The following is a 25,925-nucleotide window of genomic DNA, read 5'->3' as shown; positions in this document are numbered from 1 at the left end:
CCCACCAATATTAATTTTTGTCACATATTTAATCAGCCTTTTCAGCTGCGGACTTCTTAACTGCCTTTACTGCCTTAACAGTCTTTTTTGAAGATGTTTTTGCAGCAGGTTTATGATCTGTTTTCTTTCCTGACTTTTCAGCCTTGTCTGTCTTTTCGCTCTTTGCCTTCTTTTTCTCAGGAGCTTTCTTTACTGTGAAATACATACATGAGAAAGCAGGGACATCGACGCAAATCGACTGTTCAAAGCCGTGCATACCCACATTCTGCGACTTGACTGTACCGTTTGTACACGGTGATCCGTCCTCAGATGATGAGTTGAAAACTTCAGTATATTTACCCTCGTAAGGAACTCCGAAGCAATAGGATCTCCTTTCAACAGGTACAAAGTTGCAGACAACGATTATCTCGTCACCCTTCATATCGAAACGTCTGAATATTATGATGCTCTGCTTGAAATCGTCATTGGCGATCCAGCTGAATCCGCCCCAATCGAAATCCCTCTGCCAGAGCTGAGGATGATCGAGGTAAAAATGGTTGAGGTTTTTAGAAAACTTCTGATAGTTGCGGTGATTTTCATACTCATCGACCAAGAACCATTCCAGTCCGTTCTCATAATCCCACTCTCTGAACTGAGCGAACTCAGTACCCATAAACATAAGCTTTTTGCCCGGATGAGCCATCATATAAGCTGTAAACAGCTTGCACTGCTTAAACTTTGCGTCAACGTCCGAACCGAACATCTTGTTCACAAGGGACGCTTTTCCATGAACGACTTCATCATGAGAGATCGGAAGTATGAAATTCTCTGAAAAAGCATAGAAGAACGAGAATGTCAGCATATCGTGGTGGAACGCTCTGTCGATCGGATCGTATGCCATATATTTGAGCATATCGTTCATCCAGCCCATGTTCCACTTGAAGTTGAAACCAAGACCGCCGTCGCTGACAGGCTTTGTAACCATAGGCCATGCGGTAGATTCCTCGGCTATCATAAGTGTATTTGGATTTCTTGCAAAGACCGCAGTATTCAGCTCACGGAAGAAATCCACTGCCTCAAGATTTTCATGTCCGCCGAACTTGTTAGGCGTCCACTCACCGTCACGTCTGTCGTAATCAAGATACAGCATAGAGGCAACTGCGTCAACTCTTAGTCCGTCGATATGATATTTTTCTATCCAGTACAGCGCATTTGATATAAGGAATGATTTTACCTCTCCCTTTGAATAGTCAAACACTCTTGTACCCCACGATCTGTGGTCGCTCTTCCTCGGATCATCATATTCATATGCAGGACCGCCGTCAAATTCAAACAGACCTGCCTCATCTCTCGGAAAATGTGCAGGTACCCAGTCGAGTATGACTGATATTCCTGCCAAATGGAAGAGATCTATCATTTTCATAAAGTCGTAAGGTGTGCCGAAACGTGAAGTCGGAGCAAAGTAGCCTATGCCCTGATAACCCCATGAACCGTCAAACGGAAATTCCGCCAGCGGCATAAATTCAACGTGTGTATAACCCATTTCTTTCAGATATGGGATTATCATATCTGCAAAGCGAACATATGAGAAATACTTTCCGTCCTCACAGGTCTTCCACGAGTTGAGATGTACCTCATAAATATTCATCGGGCAGCCGTAAATGTCCTTTTTCGCACGTTCGTCCTGCCATTTCTTATCGCTCCACAGATATTCGTCTATATCGAACACCTTTGAGCCTGTCTGCGGATTTACCTCCATATGCGTTCCGTAAGGGTCAGCCTTATAGTGAGTTTTTCCGTCACAGCCTTTTATGCAGTATTTATATGTATCATAGGTCTTGAGTCCTTTTATAAAGCACTCCCACACCTGTGAATCAGCTATCAGTTCCATCGGATCTGCGGTATCGTCCCAGTTATTGAAATCTCCTGTTACAGATACGCTTTCAGCGTGTGCAGCCCACACACGGAAGTAATATCCTTTTTCGCCGTTCTTTTCGCCCTTATGGCAGCCAAGAAATCTGTATGTTTCATAGTTGGTGCCGTTATGGAAAAGATACAGCGGTATCTCATAATCCTTAGGGATCTGATCTATCATAATTCAGCCTCCTTTGCAATACACGCAATGCGTATATTTTACTACAATTATATTTTAACCTTTTTTGAACATTTTTTCAAGTAGTTTAGTGACCATTCTCAGTTTCTCACATATTTAAACCGTATATTTTATGCAATATGCATATTTCAGTTAATATATTAATTAAATATATTAATAGCTTTTATTCATCACAGCCTGCCGTTATTCTTGCGGCAATAATGGTAAGATCGTCCTTGTTTTTGCTGTTATACAGGGCAGTTTCGCCCATTTTTCTGACAAGCTTTTCAAGATCCTCACCGCTGTTTTCTGCGGCTATCATAGCTATTTCGTCGGCGGTTTCATCATCAGCTCCGTCAGAAGTCATAACGATCATATCGCCGTCAAAAAGCTTTATCTCGGTTACATTCGGTATGCAGTCGGGCAATATTCCTGCCGGATAAGCCTGACCGCCTATGCGGCTGACGCTTCCGTCACGGCATAATCTGCTCTGAACTGCTCCCGATTTCAGCAGCTTTGCACAAGCGCCGTTAAGGTCTATCTTCATAAGGTCCATAGTGGCAAAGGATTCCTCCCAGCCTTTGACCCTGAGCATAGAATTTATAAGCCTGTGAGCTGTACTCATTGAGATGCCCGAACAGATAAGCTTTTTTGCAAGACTCACTGTGAATACAGAATCCAGCCTTGCACGTTTGCCTGTACCCATTCCGTCTGACAGCAGGATATATTTTTCGCTGCCGTTGAGATCGAATACATCAAAACTGTCACCAGAGTATTCCTCTCCTGCCGAGGCTGTAAAGCTGGCAGTTGTGACGGTGTATGACGCAAGTTCCGCAAAAGATATCCTTGTCAGTCCGTCATGGCTAAGCACGTCAGGCATACCCATATCGCAGTCGAGTATCGAAGATACCGCCGCCGTTATCCTGACAATATCACCGCTGAACCCTGAAGTTACAAAGACATCGGCACGTCTGCAAAGATTTTCGTCTACATAAACGCAGGCTTTTGCTCCTCTTGAACCAACAGAAGCAAAATAATCCTTTAGTTTTGCCGACAGCGCAGGGTCTATGTTCCTCACCTGAGATGAGCGGAAAGAAAGATCGTTCAGTATATCCTCCATGGAAGAAAGCTGTTCATTGAGAAATCCTCTCAGCTCCCTCATTCGGATATTTTCGGATTTTTCCTCCACAAGTCTTGCGTAAAGATCGGTGAAAGCCGCCGCCACTGTCTCAGGCTTTGCACAGCATTTAAGCTCCTGCCTCACCTGCTGAGGATCAATGCCGCCGTGGACTGTACACAGCTGTTCAAATCTGAAAAACGCTCTGCCGCCCATATCTGACTTTCCAAAACAGAAATCGCAGGCTGAACATTCATTGCAGACGCATCTTTTCACATCATCTGCAACAGATCTTGCCGCACAGCGTTTATCCATTGCATTCGTCACCATTTCAAGCTGATGACGTATGCCGCCCAGCGTATCCCCTGCAAGAGCAAGCCTTGAAGAGGTAGTCTGTCCCACTATATCAAGTGAACTTCTGAATCCTGATATCTTCTTGCCGAATTTCTTTATGACCTGTACAGGCACTGCAATAAACAGAGCCGAACCTGTCACAAGATCAGCAAACATACAGTATGTATCTCCATTCACTCCCACAGCAACAAGACTGAGAAGCGACGCTGCCAGAAAAACAAGTACAGTCAGCAGTGTGCCGAACTGAATGAACGCTCCGCAGATAAGTCCAGATGCCGCAAGCAGGAGCGTATTTCTTGAAAGCTCAGGCTCGCATATCAGCACTCCGCAGGCGGTAAGCGCTCCGATGACCGCTCCGCCAAGTCCACGGTATTTTCTCACAGCCTGCAAAAGGATAAAAACTCCGAATATGCGGCCTGCATTGAAAGAAAATGCCGACACCGACGAAAGCGACGAAATAAGCATTATGTAAATAATAGAAATGAATACGCCGTTTATTCCCGTAAGGTCATAAACGCCTTTTCTGCTCCTGCTGACGTAGATCGTTCTTGCTATAAAAACGACACAGCCGCAGAGCAGCGAATTTATCATACGCATTGAAGCGGTATACACATCTGACGGAACAGCCGCCGACATCACACAGCCGAAAAGCATGAGCGATCCGGCAGTCATTAGCGCCATATACATCGGCTCGTCCCTATGCTCTCCAAGGGGATTGACCGCTCTGAGCGCCGCTATGACAAGTATGGAACAAAGCTGGATTATCCCGCCCTCAAAAGAACCTTTGAAAACAAAGGCAAGAGCTGCACCGATAAAAGCAGGGATTATGAAGTTCCCCGAAAGCGCAGCCACAGCCACACACATATATGACGGAAATCCCAGCACAGTTGCAAGCCCTGTTACAAAAGCCGCAGCCGCACTTGCGAATATCCCCAAAAGTCTTTCAAGAGCCTTATGCTTATGCCCTTGTGCTGACTTTCGCTTAAATACTGATTTTTTACCGTCCCTGAGATCGTCTTTGAGATTAGCCGACACATTTACCACATCCTTGATATTGATAATAATTAAAACAAATATATTCTAACATTATCGGTATGTGAAAAATGTCGCATCAAAGCACAGCTGTCCCGAAAAGAGCCTTATTGCTGACCTTTTGAGTTCACAGCAGAGAGCAGATTTTCAGAGAATGATATAAGCTCCTCCATAGAAAGCTTTTCAGGTCTTACATCTGCTTTCAGACCGCTTTTTGAGATGGCCTCAAGCACGTACGCCTTATCGATTTTCATTGACGATGAAACCGAGTTGGCAAGCGTTTTTCTGCGCTGCGAGAACGCTCCCCTTGCAACTCTGAAAAAGAATTTTTCATCTGTAACTCCTTCAGGAGTTTTCTCATTTATATCAAAACGCATTACGCAGCTGTCAACGTTCGGTGAAGGCATAAAACTGCCCCTTGAAACGTTAAAAAGTATTTTAGGTGTGGAGAAATAGTTCACCGCCACCGTTACCGCACCCATATCTCTTGTACCCATAGGAGCGCACAGCCTTGCGGCAGCCTCTTTCTGCACCATTACAGTTACAGATTTTATAGGCAGACGCTCTTCAAGGAGCATCATAAGTATAGGCGAGGTTATATAGTATGGTAAATTTGCGCAGACCGCCACGTCAAGACCTTTAAACTCTTCATCAATTATCTTATGAAGATCGGTTTTCATAACGTCTGCATTTATTACCTTTACATTATCATATTCAGCAAGAGTTTCTTCAAGAACAGGCAGCAGCCTGTCATCTATCTCGATAGCCACGACCTTGTCCGCTCTTTTAGCCAGCTCATTGGTCAGAACGCCTATGCCTGTGCCTATCTCTATTACGCCGAAGCCTTTTTTCGCATTGCCCATTTCGGCTATTTTCGGGCATACTGAAGGATTTATAAGAAAATTCTGTCCCAGAGCCTTTGAAAATGTGAAATTATGCCGCTCCAGAACGTCCTTGATAACACCAATATTCGACAGATTATCCATCTGCACACCGTCCTTAAAAATTGAGATTTACATAAAAAATAGTCAATAATATTTTAACATTTAAAAATGATTCTGTCAATACGATTTCACCACTTTTACGGCATTTTTAACAAATGTTTAAAATGTCAAGCACAGCCAACTTTTAATTAAAACAATTTCCGAAATATTTTCCAAGTATAAAGAACTTTTTGACAGGGAAAAATAGCGGTATCGGGATATTTCCCGGGAAATTTTTTATGGGAGCTGATATAAATGAACATTTCAGACAAGAAGAATTATTCTGAGGGACAGAGCCTCCCTCTCGGACTTTCAATGGCTATGGCTCAGAATCCCCTCGCTTTTGACTACTTTGCAAAGCTTAACTCTGCCGACAAGCAGAATGTCATAAACGCATCAAAAAATGTACGCAGCAGACGTGAGATGAGCGAGCTTACGGATATGCTTGCACACGGCGAAATGCCACACAACACAAGCTTCAGATAACGCATATACCGCATTTTCAGAGAGTGCCGACATTCTTTACAGTACAGCACTCCTATGTGAAATGCTGCATAGTTAATTTTCACAATAAATTCAATATTAATCATAATAAATTTTATATTAAAAAGTGTTGAAATTCCGCTGATTATATTGTACAATATTAATGTAAGGATTCCCTGCCCGCTTTTGAAAAATTCGGGTAAAAAGTCGGAGTCGCTTATAATCTGTGCGGCGCAGCCGTCAAAGCGGGAGAATTATATGATCAAAAATGAAAGAAGTTTTACGGCGCTTTCTTTATCTTCATATTCATTCAGCGGATCTCTGGGTCTTCTCGGATACCGTCTTAGCGCTCTGCACTCAAATTGTATTTTTTTGTATAACATTGGTTAAAACTGCAACGGGTTTGTTGCAGTTTTTTGTTGTTTATAGGAGGGATTTCATTGAAAAAAGTTGCTGTAATAATGGGTTCAGACAGCGATCTGCCGGTTGTTAAAAAGGCTGTTGACGAGCTTAAGGCTTACGGAGTGCCTTATGAATGTCACGTTATGTCCGCCCACAGAACACCTCAGCTGGCTTGTGGATTTGCCGCTAACGCAAAGGCTAACGGTTTTGGCGTTATCATCTGCGCTGCCGGAATGGCTGCTCACCTTGCGGGCGTTATCGCGGGTCACACAACTCTGCCTGTTATAGGCATACCATGCAAGTCGTCTAACCTTGACGGACTTGACGCACTTCTCGCTACCGTTCAGATGCCGAGCGGCATACCTGTTGCTACTGTTGCTATCGACGGCGCAAAGAATGCGGCTATACTTGCGATCCAGATGCTTGCGCTTTCAGATGACGGACTTGCTTCACAGCTTGAAAAGGCTAAGCAGGATATGATCGACGGCGTTGTTGCAAAGGATAAAAAGCTGCAGGAAACTCTTAAAGAGATCTGATAAAGCTATCAAATGACATTATTGATAATATATTAAAAACGGAGGATATCATTATGGAAAACATCGTAAAGACAGAACAGCTCTATGAGGGCAAGGCTAAGAAGGTATACGCTACAAACGATCCTGATCTCGTTATCGTAGATTACAAGGACGATGCTACCGCTTTCAACGGCGAAAAGAAGGGTACTATCGCAGGCAAGGGCGTTATCAACAACAAGATGACAAACTATATGTTCAAGCTCCTCGAAAAAGAGGGCGTTCCTACTCACCTCGTTGAAGAAATTTCTGACAGAGAAACTATCGTTAAGAAGGTAGAGATCGTTCCTCTCGAAGTTATCGTAAGAAACGTTGCAGCAGGCAGCTTTTCAAAGAAGCTCGGCATCGCTGAGGGTACTCCGCTCAAGCAGCCTACACTTGAATTCAGCTATAAGAACGACGATCTCGGCGACCCATTCATCAATAAGTACTATGCACTTGGTCTTGACCTTGCTACTGAAAAGGAGATCGAGGATATCACAAAGTACGCTTTCAAGGTAAATGAGTTCATGCTCGGATTCTTCAAGAACATCGGCATCGACCTCATCGACTTCAAGATCGAGTTCGGCAGATTCCACGATCAGATAATCCTTGCAGACGAGATCTCACCTGACACCTGCCGTTTCTGGGATTCAAAGACACACGAAAAGCTTGACAAGGACAGATTCCGCAGAGATATGGGCGGCGTTGAAGAAGCATATCAGGAAATGATAAAGAGAGTAATGGGAGAGTAATTTATGGGAGGATTTTTCGGAGCAGTTTCATCTAACGATTGCATACAGGATGTTTTTTTCGGAACCGACTACCACTCCCACCTCGGCACAAGAAGAGGCGGAATGACTTCATTCTCGCCTGAACTTGGCTTTCAGAGAAATATACACAGCATTGAAAATTCACCATTCAGAACTAAATTTGAAAAAGACGTTGAAAAAATGAGAGGAACGATCTGTATCGGCTGCATAAGCGATACGGATCCTCAGCCGATAATGGTCCGTTCAAAACTCGGACTTTATGCGGTCTGTTCCATAGGCATAATCAGAAATGCCGAGCAGCTTTCTCAGGAACTTCTTGAAAAAGGCTGCGCAAACTTTGAAACTATGAGCAGCGGTGCGATCAATTCCGCAGGACTCATAGGTGCGCTCATCGCACAGAAAGACACCTTTACAGAGGGCATAAGATATGCTCAGGATAAGATAGAGGGTACAATGTCGCTTGTTATAATGACCGAGGATTCGATCATCTGCGCAAGGGACAAGTTCGGAAGACTTCCGATCATCATCGGCAAGCGCTCCGACGGCTACTGCTTCTCTTTCGAGTCATTCGCATATCAGAAGCTTGGCTATGACACCTGCCATGAGTTAAAGGCGGGCGAGATAACTAAGCTTACAAAGGACGGCTACGAGATACTTGCAGAGGGTACGGACGATATGAGGATCTGTACATTTCTTTGGACATATTACGGCTATCCCAATGCCTGTTACGAGGGTGTGAACGTTGAGGCTATGAGAACCAGAAACGGCGAGATCATGGCTGAAACTGATATAAAGAACGGCAGACTTCCTGACGTTGACTACGTCTGCGGTGTGCCGGATTCGGGAATACCACACGCAATAGGCTACGCTAACAAAAGCGGCATCCCGTTCGCAAGACCTTTTATAAAGTACACTCCTACATGGCCGAGAAGCTTTATGCCGACTAACCAGTCCATGAGAAACAAGGTGGCTAAAATGAAGCTTATCCCTGTTCACGAGCTTATCGAGGGCAAAAAGCTGCTGTTCGTTGACGACAGTATCGTAAGAGGTACTCAGATGAGAGAAACCGTTGAGTTTCTTTATGAGAACGGAGCGAAAGAGGTACACATGAGATCAGCCTGTCCTCCGATAATGTACGGCTGCAAATACCTCAACTTCTCTTCCAGCCGCTCAGAGCTGGAGCTTATTGCAAGACAGATCATCGATGAAAATGAAGGCATCGAGGGCATCAAATATATTGATGAATACAGCAATTCCAACACTGAGCGAGGCAAGCTTCTCAGAGATGAGATATGCCGCAGACTTAAACTGACATCACTCGAATTCCAGTCACTGGAGGGTACGGTAAGGGCTGTCGGAAAGCCTGAATGTCAGCTTTGCTCATACTGCTGGAGCGGAAGGGAATGATTTCACTTGGTTACAGGACTCCATGAAGAATGCGGAGTATTCGGTATTTACACAGACAAAACAAGCGATGTGGCTGCACAGACATATGTTTCACTTTATGCACTGCAGCACAGAGGACAGGAAAGCTGCGGAATAGTCGTAAATGACGACGGAGTTTTCAAGTATCACAAGGCTCTGGGACTTGTCAACAAGGTTTTTGACAAGGACACTCTGGCTTCGCTGGGACAGGGCAACATCGCAATCGGACACGTAAGATATTCAACAACAGGCAACAGCGTCGCTGCAAATGCGCAGCCGCTCGTTGTAAGACACATCAAAGGCCCTATGGCTATCTCACATAACGGCAATCTTACAAACGCAAGAGAGCTGAGAGAACAGTTTGAAAACAAGGGCATGATCTTCCACACAACCAACGATACCGAGGTTATTTCTTATACTGTAACCGAGGAAAGATTAAACGCACCGTCTATACAGACTGCCGTTGAAAGGGCAATGTACAGGATAAAGGGAGCATATTCCCTGCTTGTAATGTCACCCACAAAGCTTATTGCTGCGAGAGATCCTAACGGATTCAGACCTCTCAGCCTTGGTAAGGTAGACGGCGGATATGTGGTTTCATCTGAGACCTGCGCCTTTGACAGCATCGGTGCTGAGTTCATCAGAGATATCAAACCGGGAGAGATCGTTGTTATCGACAAAAACGGCGTGAACTCTATCACTACCCACTGCGGAAGCAAGGGTACGATATGCGTATTTGAATATGTATATTTCGCAAGACCTGACTCGGTCATCGAGGGGTCGAGCGTACATATGGCAAGACTGAGAGCCGGAAAGTATCTTTGGAGAGAACACCCTGTTGACGCAGATATCGTCATAGGCGTTCCCGATTCGGGACTTGACGCTGCACTGGGATTTTCTCTTGAAAGCGGAATACCTTACGGTATCGGATTCATAAAGAACAGATACATCGGCAGAACATTTATCCAGCCTTCACAGACGGAAAGAACAAATTCAGTAAAGATAAAGCTGAATGCTATCTCAAACACCGTCAAGGGCAAAAGAGTCGTTATGATCGACGACAGTATCGTAAGAGGTACGACTTCAGGAAGAATAGTAAAGCTGCTCAGAGATGCAGGAGCAAAGGAAGTCCATGTAAGGATATCTTCACCTGCGTTCATTGCACCATGCTATTTCGGAACGGATATCGACAGCAAGGAAAACCTTATTGCCTGCAAAATGACCAATAAGGAAATATGCGAATATATCGGTGCAGACAGCTTGGGATACCTTTCAGTTGAAAGCGTTAAAAGGCTGGCAGGAAACTCCGACTGTGATTTCTGCGTCGGTTGCTTTACTGAAAAATATCCGATAGAAGTTCCAAAGGAAATGCCTAAGGACAAGTTTGAGAGCAAGATATCTGAAAATGCGTCAAAATAATTTTTGACTGATTTATCCTATGGGGAATATGAAAAAGTAAGAAAATGAAGAAAATATAAATCAAAAACGAAAGGACAAGACCATGAATACAAACAGCTTTTCTAACAGCTATAAGGAAGCAGGAGTAGACGTTACCGCAGGCTACAAGGCTGTGGAGCTTATGAAGCAGTATGTTGCAAGAACTACCACAAGCGGAGTTCTCAGCGGCATCGGAGGCTTCGGAGGACTTTTCGAGCTTGATATGACAGGTATCACAAAGCCTGTTCTCGTATCAGGTACAGACGGCGTAGGCACAAAGCTCAAGATCGCTTTCCTCCTTGACAAGCATGATACAGTAGGTATCGACTGCGTTGCAATGTGCGTAAACGACATTATCTGCTGCGGAGCAAAGCCGCAGTTCTTCCTCGACTACATTGCAGTCGGCAAGAATTATCCTGAAAAGATAGCTCAGATCGTTTCAGGCGTTGCAGAAGGCTGCGTACAGTCCGGATGCGCACTTATCGGAGGAGAAACAGCAGAAATGCCTGGTTTCTATCCTGTTGACGAATATGATCTTGCCGGTTTCTCGGTAGGCGTTGTTGACAAGGACAAGATCCTCCAGCCTGACACTCAGAAAGCAGGAGATGTTATGATCGCTATCAAGTCAAGCGGCGTACACTCAAACGGTTTCTCACTCGTAAGAAAGGTTTTCGACGTAAACGAAAAGAACCTCAGCGTTCACTATGACGAGCTGGGCGCAACACTTGGCGAAACACTCCTCACACCTACTAAGATCTATGTTAAGGCAGTTATGAGCCTGCTTGACGCAGTTAAGGTAAAGGCTATCTCACACATCACAGGCGGCGGATTCTATGAGAATATCCCACGTTCACTTCCAAAGGGACTTTCCGTAAAGATCGCAAGGAGCGATGTTCAGGTACTTCCTATTTTCGACGTACTCGCAAAGACAGGCAATATCCCTGAGAGAGATATGTTCAACACATTCAACATGGGCGTTGGTATGACCGTTGTTGTTGACAAGGCTGACGCTGACAAGGCTGTTGAGGCTATCAAGGCAGCAGGCGAAGAGGCTTATGTTCTCGGCGAACTGGTTGACTCTGATATGGGTGTTATCATCTGCTAAAAACTGGTACAGATACGGCAGACAGCGGCGGTATATCCGCTTATAAGGTCAGCTGTATAGTATTGCTGAAATTTACTTTGATCCGCTTTGTATAGTTTTTACACAAAGCGGACAAATGTATTTATTAATGTATTATCATTCGCACTCGGCACAATATGTTTCGATACTTGTGCTGTATCGGCTAAGACCGACCTTTGGCTGATTTAATGCCAAAAAGGCTGAGATCAAGAGGAAGATAATTTATGAAAAAAATATGCGTTCTTGTTTCGGGCGGCGGAACAAACCTGCAGGCGCTTATCGACGCTGAAAAAAGCGGTGCAATAAAAAACGGTAAGATAACCTGCGTAATATCCTCAAAGGAGGGCGCTTACGCTCTTGAAAGAGCTAAAAATGCAGGCATAGATACTGTTGTTATCCCAAGAAAGGAATATGCAGACAGCAAGGTTTACAGCGAGGCTATACTTGCCGAGCTGAAAAAGCAGGAAGCTGACCTTATCGTTCTGGCAGGATTTATGATAATCCTTGACGAATGTGTTACAAAGGCTTATCCTTACAGGATAATAAACGTTCACCCTGCCCTTATCCCATCATTCTGCGGCGAAGGCTTTTACGGACTTAAAGTCCACGAAAAGGCGCTTGAATACGGAGTAAAGGTATCAGGTGCGACTATACATTTTGTAAACGAAGAGGCTGACGCAGGCGCTATCATTCTTCAGGGCGCAGTTGACGTTGCAAATGATGAAACTCCTGAAACCCTTCAGAAGAAGATAATGGAGAACGTTGAATGGAAGCTGCTGCCAAAGGCTGTTTCACTTTTCTGCGAGGACAGGATAACGATAAAAGACGGCAAAGCTTACGTTGACTATGAAGACTGATACAACCAGCACAGAAAAATTTTCGTGCAAGGCGGATATTTATGCCAAATACCGCCCTGCATATCCGAAAAAGATAACTGAATATATCAGCACTTTTATTACCGATCCACGCTCAACTATCGCAGACATCGGAGCAGGCACGGGGATATTTACAAAGTGCCTTTGCTATCTCGGCTGCAATATCATATGCGTTGAACCCAATACGGATATGCTGATGAAAGCGGCTGAAAATCTGTGCAATTATGAAAAAGTCACATTTGTAAGATCACCTGCGGAAGATACTATGCTTGCCGAAAACAGCGTTGATCTTGTTACGGCGGCGCAGGCTTTTCACTGGTTCGACGCTGAAAAGTTCAGGGACGAATGCAGACGTATTCTAAAGCCGGACGGCAAAGTAATGCTGCTGTGGAACACTATTGAAAACGGCTCTGAGCTTGTTTCACAGATCAATGATATCAGCAGCAGATACTGCGAGGATTTCCGTACAAGAAAAGGTCTTAACACTCCGCTTAACAAAAGCAGCGAGGTGCTGAGAAACTTTTTTACAGAGTTTGATACCATGATATTCAGAAATGACCTGCGGTATGATATGCAGGGATTTATAGGCAACAGGCTTTCACGCTCATACTCCCCTAAAGAGTCTGACGAAAACTATGAGCCGTATGTAAAAGAGCTTAAAATGCTTTTTGATAAACACTCCGCAGACGGTAAGATAACCGTCCCCAATGTGACCGAATGTTACATTGGCAGCGTATAAAGTATATTACACAGGAGGACAAATATATGAAAACACTTGATATCTATGAAGAGCTTAAAAGCAACTCTTATCCGGGCAGAGGCATTGTTATAGGCAAGTCTGCTGACGGAAAAAGCGCAGTTACAGCTTATTTCATTATGGGCAGAAGCGTGAACTCAAGAAACAGAGTTTTCACAGAAACTGAGGACGGCATAAAGACCGAGGCTGCAGATCCGAGCAAGCTTTCAGATCCGCACCTTATCATATACTCCCCTGTCCGTGTCCTTGGCAACAAGACTATCGTTACAAACGGCGATCAGACCGACACTATCTACGAGCTTATGGACAAGCAGCAGACTTTTGAACAGTCACTCAGAACAAGAGAGTATGAGGACGACGCTCCTAACTACACCCCTAGAATTTCAGGTATCATGCACGTTGAGAACGGCAAGTACAACTACGCTATGAGCATACTGAAATCAGCTGACGGCAACCCTGACTGCTGCGAAAGATTTACTTTCACATATACTGATCCTCTCGACGGTGTTGGTCACTTTATCCACACATATATGGGCGACGGAAACCCTCTGCCAAGCTTTGAAGGCGAGCCTAAGAAGATCAGTGTTCCGAATGACATTGATGAGTTTACCGCTAAGCTCTGGGACGCTCTTAACGAGGATAATAAGGTATCACTGTTCGTAAGATACATTGATATCGCAAGCGGCAAGGCTGTTTCAAAGATCGTAAACAAGTACAGCAAGTGATCTCATAAGCTGAACAAATAATAAAAATCAAAAAATAATTTTTCACGGAGGAAATAATATGGCAAATGAAATGCTTTTAAAGTATGGCTGCAACCCTAATCAGAAGCCTTCAAGAGTGTTTATGGAGGAGGGCAAGGATCTTCCTATCGAAGTTCTCAACGGCAAGCCCGGTTACATAAATCTTCTGGACGCTTTCAACGGCTGGCAGCTAGTAAGAGAGCTTAAAAGAGCAACAGGTATGTGCGCTGCAACTTCTTTCAAGCACGTTTCACCTGCCGGAGCTGCTATCGGCAGACCGCTCACAGAAACAGAAGCTAAGATCTACTTCGTTGATGATCTCGGCGAGCTTTCGCCTATGGCTTGCGCTTATGCAAGAGCAAGAGGTGCAGACAGAATGTCCTCATACGGTGACTTCATCGCACTTTCAGACGAGTGTGACGCTTGCACAGCAAAGATGATACAGAGAGAGGTTTCCGACGGTATCATCGCACCTTCTTACACAGACGAAGCTCTTGAGATACTCAAGTCAAAGAGAAAAGGCACATACAACATCATAAAGATCGACGAGAACTATGTTCCTGCCGAGATCGAAAGAAAGCAGGTTTTCGGCGTTACTTTCGAGCAGGGCAGAAATGAACTCAAGATCGACAATGATATGCTTGCAAATATCGTAACAGACAACAAGGATATCCCTGACGACAAGAAGGAAGACCTCGTTATCGCTCTTATCACACTTAAGTACACACAGTCCAACTCAGTATGCTATGTAAAGAACGGACAGGCTATCGGTATCGGTGCTGGTCAGCAGTCAAGAATACACTGCACAAGACTTGCAGGAAACAAGGCTGATACATGGTGGCTCAGACAGCATCCAAAGGTTCTCGGACTCCAGTTCGTTGACAACATCAGACGTCCTGACAGAGATAACACTATCGACGTTTATATTTCAGATGAATATATGGACGTTCTTGCTGAGGGCGAATGGCAGAAGATGTTCAAGATAAAGCCTGAGGTCCTTACTGCTGAGGAAAAGAAGGAATGGATCGCTAAGAACACAGACGTTTGCCTCGGTTCAGACGCTTTCTTCCCATTCGGCGACAATATCGAAAGAGCTAAGAAGAGCGGCGTAGCATACATTGCAGAGCCGGGCGGATCTATCCGTGACGATCATGTTATCATGACCTGCAACAAGTACAACATCGCAATGGCATTCACAGGCATCAGACTTTTCCACCACTGATAACATATGAAAATAGCTGAATTTTATCCGCAGCTTGAAGATTTTCTTATGTCCCATAACGGAGTTGAACAAGATCTCAAAAAAGAGTGGGGCTGGAAAAGATTTATGGTGCGTGGAAAGATGTTCTGCGCATTCTGCGGCGAGGATTCGGACAACACGCTTATAACCGTAAAGTCCGAACCTGATTTTAATATGCATATCCGTGAGCTTTATTAAGGCGATATAATCGAGGGGTACTATATGAACAAGATACATTGGAACTCAGTTTACCCAGACAGAAATGTACCTTATGAAGTGATACAGGATATGTGCGAACGTGGTTACAATTTGATACTGCACTCATTTTCCAAAAAGGTGCAGGCAGAAATAATTGAACAAAATAATAAAAATTAAGGAGAAGAGAATATGAAAAAGTTACTTATTGCTGCTGTAACAGCATCACTCGTTATGTCACTTTCAGCTTGCGGAGGTTCAGCTGATTCAAGTTCAGCTGCTGAGGAAGCAACAACAACCACTACAACAACTGCCGCTGAAACAACAACTACTACTGAAGCTGAAACAGAAGCTCCTGTTGAGAGCGCAGCTGATGATGAAAAGGCTGCTGACAGCGACATCGAGGCTGACATATCTGAGGCTGAAACTGATATCTCATCTGATTTCAGCGCCGGAAAATACTTCACACTTGAAGCTGACGAAACAAAGTGGAAAGTATCAGAGGACGCTCTCGGCAACACTACTGCGATCTATCAGGGTACAGATATCGAAAATGCAGCAAACACCTGCTCTATCATTATAAACAGTGAAGAGGCTGACGATCTTCCTGACTACACACTGGCTGAGCTTTCACCTACTTTCGTTCAGGCTATGGGACTTGGCGACGCTTTCACAGTAACAAATGAAGAGGAAACAACTTTCAACGGCTATGAGGCTTACGTTGTAACAGGTACTTATACACAGTCATCAGTAAACTTTGATCTGAAGATCATCCTTGCTAAGAAGGACACAAAGCTCCTTATCGTTTGCCCTATGTCTTATGATGCCTGCACAGAGGCTATGCAGGATGAGTTCAGCGCTGTTCTTGACACTATCAAGATCGTATAAAAACTGCTGACAGCATATTTTCCGACTGTCCCACAGACGGTCATATGTACAACAAGGAGGTAATTTTATGAACATATTAGTAGTTGGCGGAGGCGGAAGAGAACACGCTATCGTTATGAAGCTGGCTGAGTCCCCTAAGGTAGACAAGCTTTACTGCACTCCGGGAAACGGCGGTATCTCACGCTATGCGGAATGCTTTGACGTTGCCGCAACAGATATCGAGGGCGTTGTTGCTCTTGCAAAAAAGCTCAAAGTCGATATGGTAGCAGTCGCTCCTGACGATCCGCTCGTACTCGGTATGGTAGACGCTTTGCAGGCTGAGGGATTCAAGACTTTCGGACCTAAGAAGAATGCCGCAATTATCGAAGGCTCTAAGGTATTCTCCAAGGAGCTTATGAAAAAATACAACATTCCAACAGCTAAATATGAGGTTTTCACAAACAGTGATGACGCTATCGCTTATGTAAAGAGCGAAAATACCTACCCTGCTGTAATCAAGGCTGACGGACTTGCTCTCGGAAAGGGAGTTATCCTTGCTGAAAACGAGGAGGAGGCTGTAAAGGCTATCCACTCAATGATCGACGATCACCAGTTCGGCGAAAGCAGCTCAACTATCGTAGTTGAGGAATTCCTTACAGGTCCTGAGGTTTCTGTACTCTCATTCACAGACGGAAAAACTATCGTTCCTATGATCTCTTCAATGGATCACAAGAGAGCGCTTGACGGCGACAAGGGACTTAACACAGGCGGAATGGGAACTGTTGCGCCAAACCCATATTACACAGAGGATATCGCAAAGGAATGTATGGAGAAGATCTTCCTGCCGACAATGAACGCTATGAATGCAGAGGGAAGAACTTTTGAGGGCTGTCTGTATTTCGGACTTATGCTCACACCAAACGGTCCTAAGGTAATTGAATACAACTGCCGTTTTGGCGACCCTGAAACACAGGTAGTTCTGCCTATGCTGGACGGAGATCTCTGCGAGATATTCGAGGCTATTTATGACCACAGACTTGCTGACGTAAACATTGGCTGGAAGTCTGGCTACTGCACTTGTGTAGTAATGGCAAGCGGCGGATACCCACTCAGCTATAAAAAGGGCATTGAAATGAACGGTATGGACGACAAGGGACAGGTAGACGGCGCATTCGTTTACCATGCAGGAACAAAGTATGCAGACGGAAAGTTCTACACAAACGGCGGACGTGTACTCGGTGTTACCTGCAATGCATACACTCTCCAAGGCGCACTCGACAAGTCCTACGAGGCTGTATCAAAAATATCCTTTGAGGGAGCGCATTTCAGAAAGGATATCGGTCAGAGAGCTTTAAAGGCTGTTCCATCCGACCCACTGGAGCTTGAATATAAAGAGGATATGGAAGATTACATTGAGGAAAACGGAGTTTATCTCAGACAGTGATCTTAAAATAAGCAACAAAGGCTGTGCAGAAAATGCACAGCCTTATTTTTTTGTCTGCTTTGACGCAGCTTTTGAAAACATTTCTTTTGCGCCTGCCAGTATAAGAAATACGGCAAATCCTTTGCGTAGCAATGACGGATCAAGCTTATTTGCCGCAAAGCTGAATACAAGCACAGAAAACGCTCCTGCAAGTATGACCGAAAAAGCCTTTTTCCATTCCACAAGGCCATTTCTGCTGTGAAGAACAAGGCTCAGAACTGCTATGGGGACAAAAAAAACAAGGTTTATGCCCTGAGCCTGAAGCTGAGGCATTCCCGCAAAGATAGTAAGATACATTATCAGCACCATTCCTCCACCTAACCCCATTGATGCAAACACACCTGTGAGGAATGATACTACGCATATTGTTACCCAGCTCATAACTATCTGAGTACAAGCAGTCTGATGCCTGCGGCTATCATGACTGCGCCGAATATTCTTTTCAGCAGCTTGTTTGATATCTTTTTCATAAAAAATGCCCCTGCTGCCGCCCCTGCAAGTCCGCAAGGCACAAACTTCCATGCGCTTTGAATATCAAGACTTCCAAAGGAAAAGTAAGTAACACTGCTTATAAGCGAAAGTGCGAGGGTAATGGCTATGGAGGTAGCATGAGCGCTTTTTTCTTCCATGCCGCCCGACTGCAGCATAGGCACAGCGATCATTCCGCCTCCTGAGCCGAATAACCCGTTTGCAGCCCCTGTGATAATGCCTGTTACGGCAGAATGAGCTGAACCTTTAAGTTTCTTCATAAAAATACCTCCTGCAAAATACCATTAGCAGTATTATTTGCAGAAGGCAGAGGATTTATGCGTTTGCGGTTATTGCATTTTCTATTGGAGTTTTAAGTCTTCCGCAGAAGAATTTTACTACAACTCCTGTCAGCAGAGCGGATATTACTGTACCCTCTCTTGTGCCGACAATAGAAAAATCAAAGAATATAAGCGAAAGTGCCACCGACATGATAACGCAGGCAACGTCAAAAGCTATTTTTACATTTCCGAAATTTTTATTGATAACGTCCGACACAGCTTTTACAAAAGCTTCTCCTGAGTTCATTATCACGTTGGCAATGACGGAAAGTGCTACGCCGAAGCCGAGTATCACTATGCCGATAAGTATCATTGCTATTCTGACGGGATATCTTGTCACCGGGATAAAAGACGTACACCACATTCCGAAATCGGTAAAGTAACCGAAAAGGAATGACAGCGGTATTTGCAGCAGTTGTATAAGCTTGAAATTCTTACGCAGCAAAAGTATCTGTCCCAGTATCAATACACAGTTCCAGATTATGAGCCAGCTGCCGAGCGTCAATGACGAAAACTTGCTGCTCATTACATTTGCGACCGATGAGATAGGCGACACACCAAGCTCTCCACGCTTTGTGAACGCCACTCCAAGTGCTGAAAAGAAAAGGCTTATTACCAGCAGGATATATCTTTTCAGTATCTCGTTTTTTGAGGTTCTTCCCTTGATGACCTCTGTTTCTTTCATTTTAATACATCTCCGTCTAAATAATATTACCTTTTAATTATATCACTCGAAAAAACAAAAATCAATTATTTTTCCAGTTCATTACATATATTTGTGTAATGTAAAAGGCATAATGTACTTGAAATTTTCATAAAATTGTGTTATTATACTATCATACTAAGTATATCAAATTAGTATTATTTAAAGGAGGCTTGCTGGAATGCAGTATAATATAAAAAAGCTTGAAGAAAATATCACGGATATCATAGCCGAATCACAGCTTAAACTTGGGTACACAGATAATGCGCTTTCGCTTTATTACACACCGCAGTCTATGGCGCTTATCGTAGGCGGTGAAAATGATATCGGAAAGATAACCTCAGCTGTGAACGGATATGTTACGGACTATCTCGGCAGACTTGAATGCATATTTGAAGATGACAGATATGTTGTGACAATACCCGCTGAGGGAGTTGAGTATGTACACAACAACGTTCAGCCAAGTGATTTTCTGAAAGAGTTTATCGGAGCAGTAAATGATGGCTGCTCAATGGAAAAAGCTATTGATATTTTCCGCAAACATTCACAAAGTGCAGTTATTGAAAAGGCAGAGGACGATGAATTTGATGTTCTCGCATATTTCAGCAACGAAAAGCCTGACAAATTTCTCTACTGTTTAGCTGACGATCTGGGCGGCATAACCTATCACCGTTTTACCCGTCAGGATTATGAAAGCATTTTCCACGCAGAATGATCATTTATTTAATATACGCACAAAAGCGGCAGTCCGTAACGAACTGCCGCTTTTGCATTTATAGGGGATCAAATTTTATTTTTACTTTTTACTCGCCGAAACCGTCCTCGAACATTCCTGCGATCTCATCAAGAACTGCCTGCTCGTCTGCGCCGTCACACACGATCTCTACCTCGCAGCCTTTCTTCATGCAGGCTGACATTATCTGCATAGGAGCTTTTGCCTTTACAGTTTTGCCGTTTGCGTTAAGTGTTACTTCGCAGTCAGGGTGTGCCTTTACTGCCTTTGCGAGAATACCTGCCGGACGCATATGAAGTCCCTGCTCGTTGATCACTGTTACTACCTTTGATACCATAATATATCTCTCCTTTTAAATAATTTAGTTTTATTTGATTGATTTATGCTTCCTTTGAAACCTTCTTCTTGAGCAATGCAAGAAGCAACATTCCGATAAATGAACCTATGGCAAGTGACAAAATGTAAAGCGGCCAGTTTCCTACTACTGCGAAAACGAATATTCCGCCGTGAGGAGCCATAAGTGTGCAGTTAAAAGCCATTGAAAGTCCGCCAGCTGTTGCCGCACCGATAAGGCAGGCAGGGATAACTCTGAGCGGATCGGCTGCTGCGTATGGGATAGCGCCCTCTGTAATAAAGCTGAGTCCCATGATGTAGTTTACAGGACCGTTCTTGCGCTCTTCCTCTGTCCATCTGGACTTGAAGAATGTTGTTGAAAGTGCAATAGCGATCGGAGGAACCATTCCGCCTATCATTACTGCCGCCATAACGTCGTAGCTACCCGATGCGATAGCAGCCGTTCCGAAAACATACGCTGCCTTGTTGAATGGTCCGCCCATATCAATGGACATCATACCGCCGAGGATACAGCCGAGGACTATCTTGCTGGAGCTTCCCATGCTTTCGAGGAAGTTTGAAAGTCCTGTATTTATCATACCCATGAACGGGTTTACAGCGCACATTATAACAGCTATTATGCCAAGACCCGCAAGAGGATATATCAGAACAGGCTTGATGCCGTTAAGTGCCTTTGGCATTCTGTCGCAGAGTTTTTCAACTGCCAACATAAGAAATCCGCCGACAAATCCTGCAAGGAGCGCACCGAGAAATCCTGACGGCACATCACCTGTAAGCTTTCCAAAGGTCGAACCTGTTGACGCAAGATATCCGCCGACCAGACCTACCAGAAATCCCGGTCTGTCTGCAATGGAAAGCCCGATATAACCTGCAAGCACAGGTATCATAAAGTTGAATGCATATCCGCCTATGGTCTTGAAGAATGCAGCCGCTGCGGTATAAGTACCAAATTTATCGTTCTGCGGAGCGCCTGCGATAGTGTCGATGAGGAACGCAAGGGCAATAAATATACCGCCTGCTACCGTGAACGGCAGCATATTGGAAACACCGTTCATAAGGTGCTTATACATCTTTCTGCCAAAGCTTTCGCCGTCTGAGCCGCTGTCGGAGGCTTTCTCACCCGAATGATGATAGATAGGTGCGTCGCCTGCCTCGATGCGGTTTATAAGCCCTTCCGAAATCTTTATTCCGTCAGATACCTTTGTGCGGATTACCTTTTTGCCGTCAAAGCGTGACATTTCAACTGTCTTGTCTGCGGCAACGATTATTCCGTCGCACTCTGCGATCTCTTCCTTGGTAAGAACATTCTTTGCTCCGCCCGAACCATTGGTTTCGACCTTTATAGTTATGCCCAGCTTTTTACCTGCCTTTTCAAGAGCCTCGGCAGCCATATAGGTATGAGCTATACCGGTCGGACAAGCCGTTACTGCAAGCACCTTGATACGCTCGTCAGACTTTACCCCTTCCTTTGGTTCATCAGGGAATTTCTCATTTTCCATATCGTCGATTATTTTGAGAAACTCATCTTTATCCTTTGCATTTATAAGCTTTTCTCTGAAATCCTCGTCCATAAGGATAGTCATAAGCCTTGAAAGCACCTCAAGGTGAACATCTCCGTTATTTGGAGCAGCTATCATAAACAGAAGATTTGACGGCTCATCGTCCATAGCCTCATAATCTACGCCGTTTGGAACTGTCATTGCTGCAAGGGACGGAGCTTTTACAGCTGTGCTTTTTGCATGAGGGATAGCTATACCCTCACCGACAGCGGTAGAACTCATTTTCTCTCTTGCAAGTATTCCCTTTTTATATTCCTCTCGGTCTGCGATATTTCCGCCCTTGACCTGAAGGTCAACAAGCATTTCTATCGCTTCGGCTTTATTTTTCGGAGCAGCATCAAGCTGAATACTGTCCTTTTTCAGTAAATCAACAATTCGCATAAATATCCCTCCGTCAGTAATTTTTATTTTTAGTTCAGCTGTTCAAGCAGTCTGAAAATATCATCTTTCTGAGCAAGTCCGTCTGAAAAGGCTGTTGCACCGCCTGTGGCTGTGCCAAGCTTGAGAGCATATTCATAGTCGCCCTGCTGACAGCCTGCAATAAATCCTGCTACCATTGAGTCGCCTGCGCCTACTGAATTTTTTACTGTTCCCTTGCATACACCGCAAACGTGAACTTCTCCGTCCTCATCGATAAGGACTGCTCCGTCACCTGCCATTGAGATAAGAACATTTACTGCACCCATTTCTTTGAGCTTTTTAGCGTACATCACTATCTCCTCAACAGTTGTGAGCGTTACACCGAACATTTCGCCAAGCTCATGATTATTCGGCTTGATAAGGAAAGGCTTGTATTTAAGCACATTCAGCAGAAGATCCTTTGTTGCGTCAACCACCGCTCTGATATTTCTTCCTGAAAGATATTCAAGTATCTTTTCGTAAATATCTGACGGCAGCGTATTTGGTATACTTCCTGCAAGCACCAGCGTATCTCCGTCCTTAAGCTCGTCAAGCTTTTTATAAAGCTCTGCGATAGCCTCTTCCGTTATCACAGGACCTTGTCCGTTAAGCTCTGTTTCCTGTGATGCTTTTATCTTTACATTAATTCTTGAAAAGCCGCTGTGGAGCTGAACGAAATCAGTTTCAACGCCTTTTTCCTTTACGCCGTCCTCTATTGCCTTGCCTGTAAAGCCTGCCACAAATCCAAGTGCCTTTGACTTAATCCCAAGCTCTGAAAGGACTATGGAAACGTTTATTCCCTTTCCGCCGAAATAAATTTCCTCAGATCTTGAACGGTTTACTCCGCCCACGTTCATATCGTCTGTATGAACAACGTAGTCTATTGCCGGATTGAATGTTACTGTATATACCATTTATAAAACCTCCTTGATATCTGCCTCTTTAAGATACTTTTTATCTGTCAGCCTGTCTGTGATTATCTTCGCTCTGCTGAGTTCAGCAAACCTTACCGAAGTGACCTTATCGAACTTTGAATGATCTGCCAGCACGAAAACCTCTTTGCTGCGGTTTATTACCGCTCCCTTTACGACCGCCTCATTGTTGTCTGGTGTTGTAAAGCCTGCATAAACAGATATGCCGTTCACTCCCATAAAGCACTTTGAAAAGTTGTACCGCTGGAGTGAAATAACGCACTCTGCGCCGATTATAGCCTCTGTCGTAGGCTTTATCTCCCCTGCCGGTATATAAACTCTGAACCCTCGCTGTGCAAGCTTTTTGGCATTTATAAAGCCGTTTGTCACAAAGGTCACATTCTTCGCCTGAATAAATTCGATCATCTTTTCGGTAGTTGTGCCTGCGTCGATATAAACGAAATCGCCGTCGCTTATAAGATTCGCCGCATACTGTGCAACAGCAGTTTTTTCATCAACGAACAAAGCTGACTTTTCCTCAACGTTATGTTCAAACCTCAGAAAATTCTCGTTGACCTCAATAGCACCACCGTGAACTTTCGTGATAAGTCCCCTCTCAGCCAGCTGGTTAAGATCCCTGCGGACAGTTGATTCAGATGCGTCCAATATGACGCACAGGTCGCTCAGCTTTACGCTGTGCTGCTGTTTTATGGTTTCAAGAATAATTGAATGTCGTTCTTCAGTAAGCATTTTAAAACCTCTCAGAATGTTTTATATGTTTTGTTCTGTCATTATAATAGCACACCTTTTCATAGAAATCAAGCATTTTCATTCATTTTCTTTCAAAACATTTCATTTTTAGTCATATGCATAATTTCAAGACATCATTTTTGTGCATAATAAACACAAATTCAAATTAATTTATATATACGTTTGTAGTCAAGCTGAACGTTTGTGATTTTTATGATTTATTCAGTTTGAAATCAGTCATAATCATTCTTGTATTCAATCACAATGCGTCACACGATAAAAGCAAACTGACCGTCACAATATTATATCATGACGTTTTTTGAAAGATTTGTTGAGCGTTTTTTCACCCGCAGAAAAATTACGAAATATAATATACTTATAAGATTATTATGCCCTTGATATAAGTTTAAAACTTTTGATATTTTAACATATTGTGCCGTGAACCTAAAAATTTTAACGAAATCATTCTTGTTACAAAAAACGTTTTCGATATTTGTGTAAAATATGCATTGAAAAAAAGACGGATTTAGTTTATAATTAGAAAAGATTATTACAGATATTATAAATTTGTTTATGTGGTGAAATTATATAATATTGAATAAGGTGTTGCCATGAAAAAAACTAAAAAGCTTGATTTTACTTTTTCAACTTTTGATAAGGTCACCGAAAAGACCGTATATCAGATCGGTATGATCGGCTGTCTGGCAGGTCACATTATTTATCTGATAATGTTCAAAATGCTGGGTGTCACACCCATGGTGAAATATAATTATTTCAGCGTTACTTTCTATGTTACTATGTATCTTCTTGTAACGAAGTTTAAGCGGCGCAATCCTATCATACTTATTTCAATGCTGGAATTTGTGATCCATTCCTGTATGTGCATATACTATATGGGCTGGAATTTAGGATTTGCGATGTTCATGCTTTTCATCGTGCCGATACCATTCTTTATGCCGATGAAACGCCTGTCCGTCCCTTATGCCATATCTGTGGTTGACATAGTTATTTTCGTTGTCATGAAGCTGTATATGTCCAACAAGGAAGGTATCTATCTTTTCGATAATATCAGAATAAATAATACAATTTATCTGCTGAATATGTTCTTTGGCTTTCTTATTATCACCTACGTTTCCTCGATCTATATGGTAAACAGGGAAACTACTCATTATAAGCTCAAAGCCAAAAACGAAAGCCTTCAGAAGCTTGCCTCTGTCGATCCCCTTACTCAGCTTTTCAACAGACGTGCAATGATGGATTTTCTGCGAATGATACAGTATGCAAGTACGCAAAATCAGAATTCCTATATCATCGGACTTGGAGATATCGACGATTTCAAGCGTGTGAATGATACCTACGGTCACGATACCGGTGATGAAGTTCTTAGAGCAGTTTCAAAGATCATGACCGACTGCGTTCCTGCTGAGGGTTATGTGTGCCGCTGGGGCGGTGAGGAATTTCTTTTCGCTATCCCGTCTATCGGACTTGAAGAGGGCAAAAATATTGCGGAAGAGATAATCAGACGTATCCATAACTACGATTTCTGTGAAAACGGAAAACAGTTCAGGATATCAATGACCTTGGGCATATGTGAAGCAGGTGCCGGAGAGAACTTTGAAAAGTACATCACACTTGCAGATAACAGACTTTACAAGGGCAAGAAAAACGGTAAAAATCAGGTCATCAGTTCCGACTGATATTCTTGACCAAAAAGCAAAACAAAAGCTAAGCCGACGGATAAAATTTCCGCCGGCTTTTTTGCAGCATATATCACTATAAATATAAAAGGCAATGCC

25 protein-coding genes are annotated in these 25,925 nt (G+C 43.7%); 15 read left to right on the top strand and 10 right to left on the bottom strand.

Annotated features, from left to right (window positions below):
- Positions 1 to 28: 28 nt before the first annotated feature.
- The 3 genes from glgB to rsmA form a co-directional block, all read right to left on the bottom strand.
- Positions 29 to 2,074: a 1,4-alpha-glucan branching protein GlgB gene (glgB, locus tag Q0E19_RS02860; RefSeq protein ID WP_294407194.1), complete on the bottom strand. Its 2,046-nt coding sequence runs from the start codon at positions 2,072 to 2,074 to the stop codon at positions 29 to 31.
- Positions 2,075 to 2,255: 181 nt separating this feature from the next.
- On the bottom strand, positions 2,256 to 4,577 hold the full coding sequence (locus tag Q0E19_RS02855; RefSeq protein ID WP_294407192.1) for a SpoIIE family protein phosphatase: 2,322 nt from the start codon (positions 4,575 to 4,577) through the stop codon (positions 2,256 to 2,258).
- A 104-nt stretch (positions 4,578 to 4,681) separates the two neighbouring features.
- A complete protein-coding gene (gene rsmA, locus Q0E19_RS02850) occupies positions 4,682 to 5,560 on the bottom strand; it encodes a 16S rRNA (adenine(1518)-N(6)/adenine(1519)-N(6))-dimethyltransferase RsmA (RefSeq protein ID WP_294407189.1) in 879 nt (292 codons plus the stop codon).
- 252 nt (positions 5,561 to 5,812) lie between these two features.
- On the opposite strand from rsmA, the gene Q0E19_RS02845 reads away from it, so the two are divergent.
- The 13 genes from Q0E19_RS02845 to purD all read left to right on the top strand — a co-directional run bounded on the left by Q0E19_RS02845 (position 5,813) and on the right by purD (position 17,872).
- A complete protein-coding gene (locus Q0E19_RS02845; protein WP_294407187.1) occupies positions 5,813 to 6,043 on the top strand; it encodes a hypothetical protein in 231 nt (76 codons plus the stop codon).
- A gap of 437 nt (positions 6,044 to 6,480) precedes the next feature.
- Positions 6,481 to 6,978, top strand: coding sequence for a 5-(carboxyamino)imidazole ribonucleotide mutase (gene purE, locus Q0E19_RS02840; RefSeq protein WP_294407185.1), 498 nt, complete (start codon positions 6,481 to 6,483; stop codon positions 6,976 to 6,978).
- Positions 6,979 to 7,031: 53 nt separating this feature from the next.
- Positions 7,032 to 7,748, top strand: coding sequence for a phosphoribosylaminoimidazolesuccinocarboxamide synthase (gene purC, locus Q0E19_RS02835; RefSeq protein WP_294407183.1), 717 nt, complete (start codon positions 7,032 to 7,034; stop codon positions 7,746 to 7,748).
- Between the two features lie 3 nt (positions 7,749 to 7,751).
- On the top strand, positions 7,752 to 9,173 hold the full coding sequence (locus Q0E19_RS02830) for an amidophosphoribosyltransferase (RefSeq protein WP_294407181.1): 1,422 nt from the start codon (positions 7,752 to 7,754) through the stop codon (positions 9,171 to 9,173).
- 6 nt (positions 9,174 to 9,179) lie between these two features.
- A complete protein-coding gene (gene purF / locus Q0E19_RS02825) occupies positions 9,180 to 10,610 on the top strand; it encodes an amidophosphoribosyltransferase (RefSeq protein WP_294407178.1) in 1,431 nt (476 codons plus the stop codon).
- Positions 10,611 to 10,692: 82 nt separating this feature from the next.
- Positions 10,693 to 11,733, top strand: coding sequence for a phosphoribosylformylglycinamidine cyclo-ligase (gene purM, locus Q0E19_RS02820; RefSeq protein WP_294407176.1), 1,041 nt, complete (start codon positions 10,693 to 10,695; stop codon positions 11,731 to 11,733).
- 242 nt (positions 11,734 to 11,975) lie between these two features.
- Entirely contained in the window at positions 11,976 to 12,608 is a 633-nt protein-coding gene (gene purN, locus Q0E19_RS02815; protein WP_294407174.1) for a phosphoribosylglycinamide formyltransferase, read from the top strand.
- On the top strand, positions 12,598 to 13,365 hold the full coding sequence (locus Q0E19_RS02810; protein WP_294407172.1) for a class I SAM-dependent methyltransferase: 768 nt from the start codon (positions 12,598 to 12,600) through the stop codon (positions 13,363 to 13,365). Before purN ends, Q0E19_RS02810 begins: the two co-directional genes overlap by 11 nt.
- 26 nt (positions 13,366 to 13,391) lie before the next feature.
- Positions 13,392 to 14,108 carry an IMP cyclohydrolase gene (locus Q0E19_RS02805; protein ID WP_294407170.1) on the top strand — a complete coding sequence of 239 codons (717 nt, stop codon included), beginning with the start codon at positions 13,392 to 13,394 and terminating at the stop codon, positions 14,106 to 14,108.
- Positions 14,109 to 14,166: 58 nt separating this feature from the next.
- Positions 14,167 to 15,348: a phosphoribosylaminoimidazolecarboxamide formyltransferase gene (locus Q0E19_RS02800; RefSeq protein ID WP_294407168.1), complete on the top strand. Its 1,182-nt coding sequence runs from the start codon at positions 14,167 to 14,169 to the stop codon at positions 15,346 to 15,348.
- 6 nt (positions 15,349 to 15,354) lie between these two features.
- Entirely contained in the window at positions 15,355 to 15,564 is a 210-nt protein-coding gene (locus Q0E19_RS02795; RefSeq protein ID WP_294407165.1) for a hypothetical protein, read from the top strand.
- Between the two features lie 189 nt (positions 15,565 to 15,753).
- Entirely contained in the window at positions 15,754 to 16,449 is a 696-nt protein-coding gene (locus Q0E19_RS02790; protein WP_294407163.1) for a hypothetical protein, read from the top strand.
- Between the two features lie 67 nt (positions 16,450 to 16,516).
- Positions 16,517 to 17,872 carry a phosphoribosylamine--glycine ligase gene (gene purD, locus Q0E19_RS02785; RefSeq protein WP_294407161.1) on the top strand — a complete coding sequence of 452 codons (1,356 nt, stop codon included), beginning with the start codon at positions 16,517 to 16,519 and terminating at the stop codon, positions 17,870 to 17,872.
- A 42-nt stretch (positions 17,873 to 17,914) separates the two neighbouring features.
- Here purD and Q0E19_RS02780 read toward each other — a convergent pair whose 3' ends face one another.
- Genes Q0E19_RS02780 through Q0E19_RS02770 form a run of 3 tightly spaced genes read right to left on the bottom strand, consistent with a single transcriptional unit; the run spans position 17,915 to position 19,405 of the window.
- The gene (locus Q0E19_RS02780) at positions 17,915 to 18,292 is read right to left on the bottom strand and encodes a sulfite exporter TauE/SafE family protein (RefSeq protein WP_294407158.1); all 378 of its coding nucleotides are present in this window, start codon (positions 18,290 to 18,292) and stop codon (positions 17,915 to 17,917) included.
- 2 nt (positions 18,293 to 18,294) lie between these two features.
- Entirely contained in the window at positions 18,295 to 18,660 is a 366-nt protein-coding gene (locus Q0E19_RS02775) for a sulfite exporter TauE/SafE family protein (RefSeq protein WP_294407156.1), read from the bottom strand.
- A gap of 55 nt (positions 18,661 to 18,715) precedes the next feature.
- On the bottom strand, positions 18,716 to 19,405 hold the full coding sequence (locus Q0E19_RS02770; protein WP_294407155.1) for a DUF6198 family protein: 690 nt from the start codon (positions 19,403 to 19,405) through the stop codon (positions 18,716 to 18,718).
- A 199-nt stretch (positions 19,406 to 19,604) separates the two neighbouring features.
- On the opposite strand from Q0E19_RS02770, the gene Q0E19_RS02765 reads away from it, so the two are divergent.
- Positions 19,605 to 20,138 carry a DUF3877 family protein gene (locus Q0E19_RS02765; RefSeq protein WP_294407153.1) on the top strand — a complete coding sequence of 178 codons (534 nt, stop codon included), beginning with the start codon at positions 19,605 to 19,607 and terminating at the stop codon, positions 20,136 to 20,138.
- Positions 20,139 to 20,226: 88 nt separating this feature from the next.
- On the opposite strand, the gene Q0E19_RS02760 is transcribed toward Q0E19_RS02765, so the two are convergent.
- Genes Q0E19_RS02760 through Q0E19_RS02745 form a run of 4 tightly spaced genes read right to left on the bottom strand, consistent with a single transcriptional unit; the run spans position 20,227 to position 24,129 of the window.
- Positions 20,227 to 20,493 (bottom strand): HPr family phosphocarrier protein, encoded by a 267-nt coding sequence (locus Q0E19_RS02760; RefSeq protein WP_294407151.1) that lies wholly within the window; start codon positions 20,491 to 20,493, stop codon positions 20,227 to 20,229.
- A gap of 43 nt (positions 20,494 to 20,536) precedes the next feature.
- Complete coding sequence (locus Q0E19_RS02755; protein ID WP_294407149.1) at positions 20,537 to 22,450, bottom strand: fructose-specific PTS transporter subunit EIIC; 1,914 nt, start codon at positions 22,448 to 22,450, stop codon at positions 20,537 to 20,539.
- Positions 22,451 to 22,479: 29 nt separating this feature from the next.
- Positions 22,480 to 23,382: a 1-phosphofructokinase gene (pfkB, locus tag Q0E19_RS02750; RefSeq protein ID WP_294407147.1), complete on the bottom strand. Its 903-nt coding sequence runs from the start codon at positions 23,380 to 23,382 to the stop codon at positions 22,480 to 22,482.
- Positions 23,383 to 24,129 carry a DeoR/GlpR family DNA-binding transcription regulator gene (locus Q0E19_RS02745; protein ID WP_294407145.1) on the bottom strand — a complete coding sequence of 249 codons (747 nt, stop codon included), beginning with the start codon at positions 24,127 to 24,129 and terminating at the stop codon, positions 23,383 to 23,385.
- A 611-nt stretch (positions 24,130 to 24,740) separates the two neighbouring features.
- On the opposite strand from Q0E19_RS02745, the gene Q0E19_RS02740 reads away from it, so the two are divergent.
- Positions 24,741 to 25,826 (top strand): GGDEF domain-containing protein, encoded by a 1,086-nt coding sequence (locus tag Q0E19_RS02740; protein ID WP_294407141.1) that lies wholly within the window; start codon positions 24,741 to 24,743, stop codon positions 25,824 to 25,826.
- Positions 25,827 to 25,925: the final 99 nt, after the last annotated feature.

Origin of the sequence: uncultured Ruminococcus sp. (assembly GCF_934476685.1) — a bacterium.
Classification (GTDB): Bacteria; Bacillota; Clostridia; order Oscillospirales; family Ruminococcaceae; genus Hominimerdicola.
The sequence above is the reverse complement of the archived record's forward strand: the minus strand, read 5'-3'. Positions and strand labels throughout refer to the sequence as shown.

Excerpts from the sequence above, each read along its gene's own strand:
- Q0E19_RS02740 (WP_294407141.1), top strand. The coding sequence starts at position 24,741 with ATGAAAAAAACTAAAAAGCTTGATTTTACTTTTTCAACTTTTGATAAG.
- pfkB (WP_294407147.1), bottom strand. The coding sequence starts at position 23,382 with ATGGTATATACAGTAACATTCAATCCGGCAATAGACTACGTTGTTCAT.
- Q0E19_RS02760 (WP_294407151.1), bottom strand. The coding sequence starts at position 20,493 with ATGGTATCAAAGGTAGTAACAGTGATCAACGAGCAGGGACTTCATATG.
- Q0E19_RS02810 (WP_294407172.1), top strand. The coding sequence starts at position 12,598 with ATGAAGACTGATACAACCAGCACAGAAAAATTTTCGTGCAAGGCGGAT.
- Q0E19_RS02830 (WP_294407181.1), top strand. The coding sequence starts at position 7,752 with ATGGGAGGATTTTTCGGAGCAGTTTCATCTAACGATTGCATACAGGAT.
- Q0E19_RS02790 (WP_294407163.1), top strand. The coding sequence starts at position 15,754 with ATGAAAAAGTTACTTATTGCTGCTGTAACAGCATCACTCGTTATGTCA.
- glgB (WP_294407194.1), bottom strand. The coding sequence starts at position 2,074 with ATGATAGATCAGATCCCTAAGGATTATGAGATACCGCTGTATCTTTTC.
- Q0E19_RS02805 (WP_294407170.1), top strand. The coding sequence starts at position 13,392 with ATGAAAACACTTGATATCTATGAAGAGCTTAAAAGCAACTCTTATCCG.
- purD (WP_294407161.1), top strand. The coding sequence starts at position 16,517 with ATGAACATATTAGTAGTTGGCGGAGGCGGAAGAGAACACGCTATCGTT.
- Q0E19_RS02845 (WP_294407187.1), top strand. The coding sequence starts at position 5,813 with ATGAACATTTCAGACAAGAAGAATTATTCTGAGGGACAGAGCCTCCCT.
- Q0E19_RS02745 (WP_294407145.1), bottom strand. The coding sequence starts at position 24,129 with ATGCTTACTGAAGAACGACATTCAATTATTCTTGAAACCATAAAACAG.
- Q0E19_RS02780 (WP_294407158.1), bottom strand. The coding sequence starts at position 18,292 with ATGAGCTGGGTAACAATATGCGTAGTATCATTCCTCACAGGTGTGTTT.
- purC (WP_294407183.1), top strand. The coding sequence starts at position 7,032 with ATGGAAAACATCGTAAAGACAGAACAGCTCTATGAGGGCAAGGCTAAG.
- Q0E19_RS02770 (WP_294407155.1), bottom strand. The coding sequence starts at position 19,405 with ATGAAAGAAACAGAGGTCATCAAGGGAAGAACCTCAAAAAACGAGATA.
- Q0E19_RS02795 (WP_294407165.1), top strand. The coding sequence starts at position 15,355 with ATGAAAATAGCTGAATTTTATCCGCAGCTTGAAGATTTTCTTATGTCC.
- Q0E19_RS02775 (WP_294407156.1), bottom strand. The coding sequence starts at position 18,660 with ATGAAGAAACTTAAAGGTTCAGCTCATTCTGCCGTAACAGGCATTATC.
- purN (WP_294407174.1), top strand. The coding sequence starts at position 11,976 with ATGAAAAAAATATGCGTTCTTGTTTCGGGCGGCGGAACAAACCTGCAG.
- rsmA (WP_294407189.1), bottom strand. The coding sequence starts at position 5,560 with ATGGATAATCTGTCGAATATTGGTGTTATCAAGGACGTTCTGGAGCGG.
- Q0E19_RS02755 (WP_294407149.1), bottom strand. The coding sequence starts at position 22,450 with ATGCGAATTGTTGATTTACTGAAAAAGGACAGTATTCAGCTTGATGCT.
- purM (WP_294407176.1), top strand. The coding sequence starts at position 10,693 with ATGAATACAAACAGCTTTTCTAACAGCTATAAGGAAGCAGGAGTAGAC.
- Q0E19_RS02765 (WP_294407153.1), top strand. The coding sequence starts at position 19,605 with ATGCAGTATAATATAAAAAAGCTTGAAGAAAATATCACGGATATCATA.
- Q0E19_RS02800 (WP_294407168.1), top strand. The coding sequence starts at position 14,167 with ATGGCAAATGAAATGCTTTTAAAGTATGGCTGCAACCCTAATCAGAAG.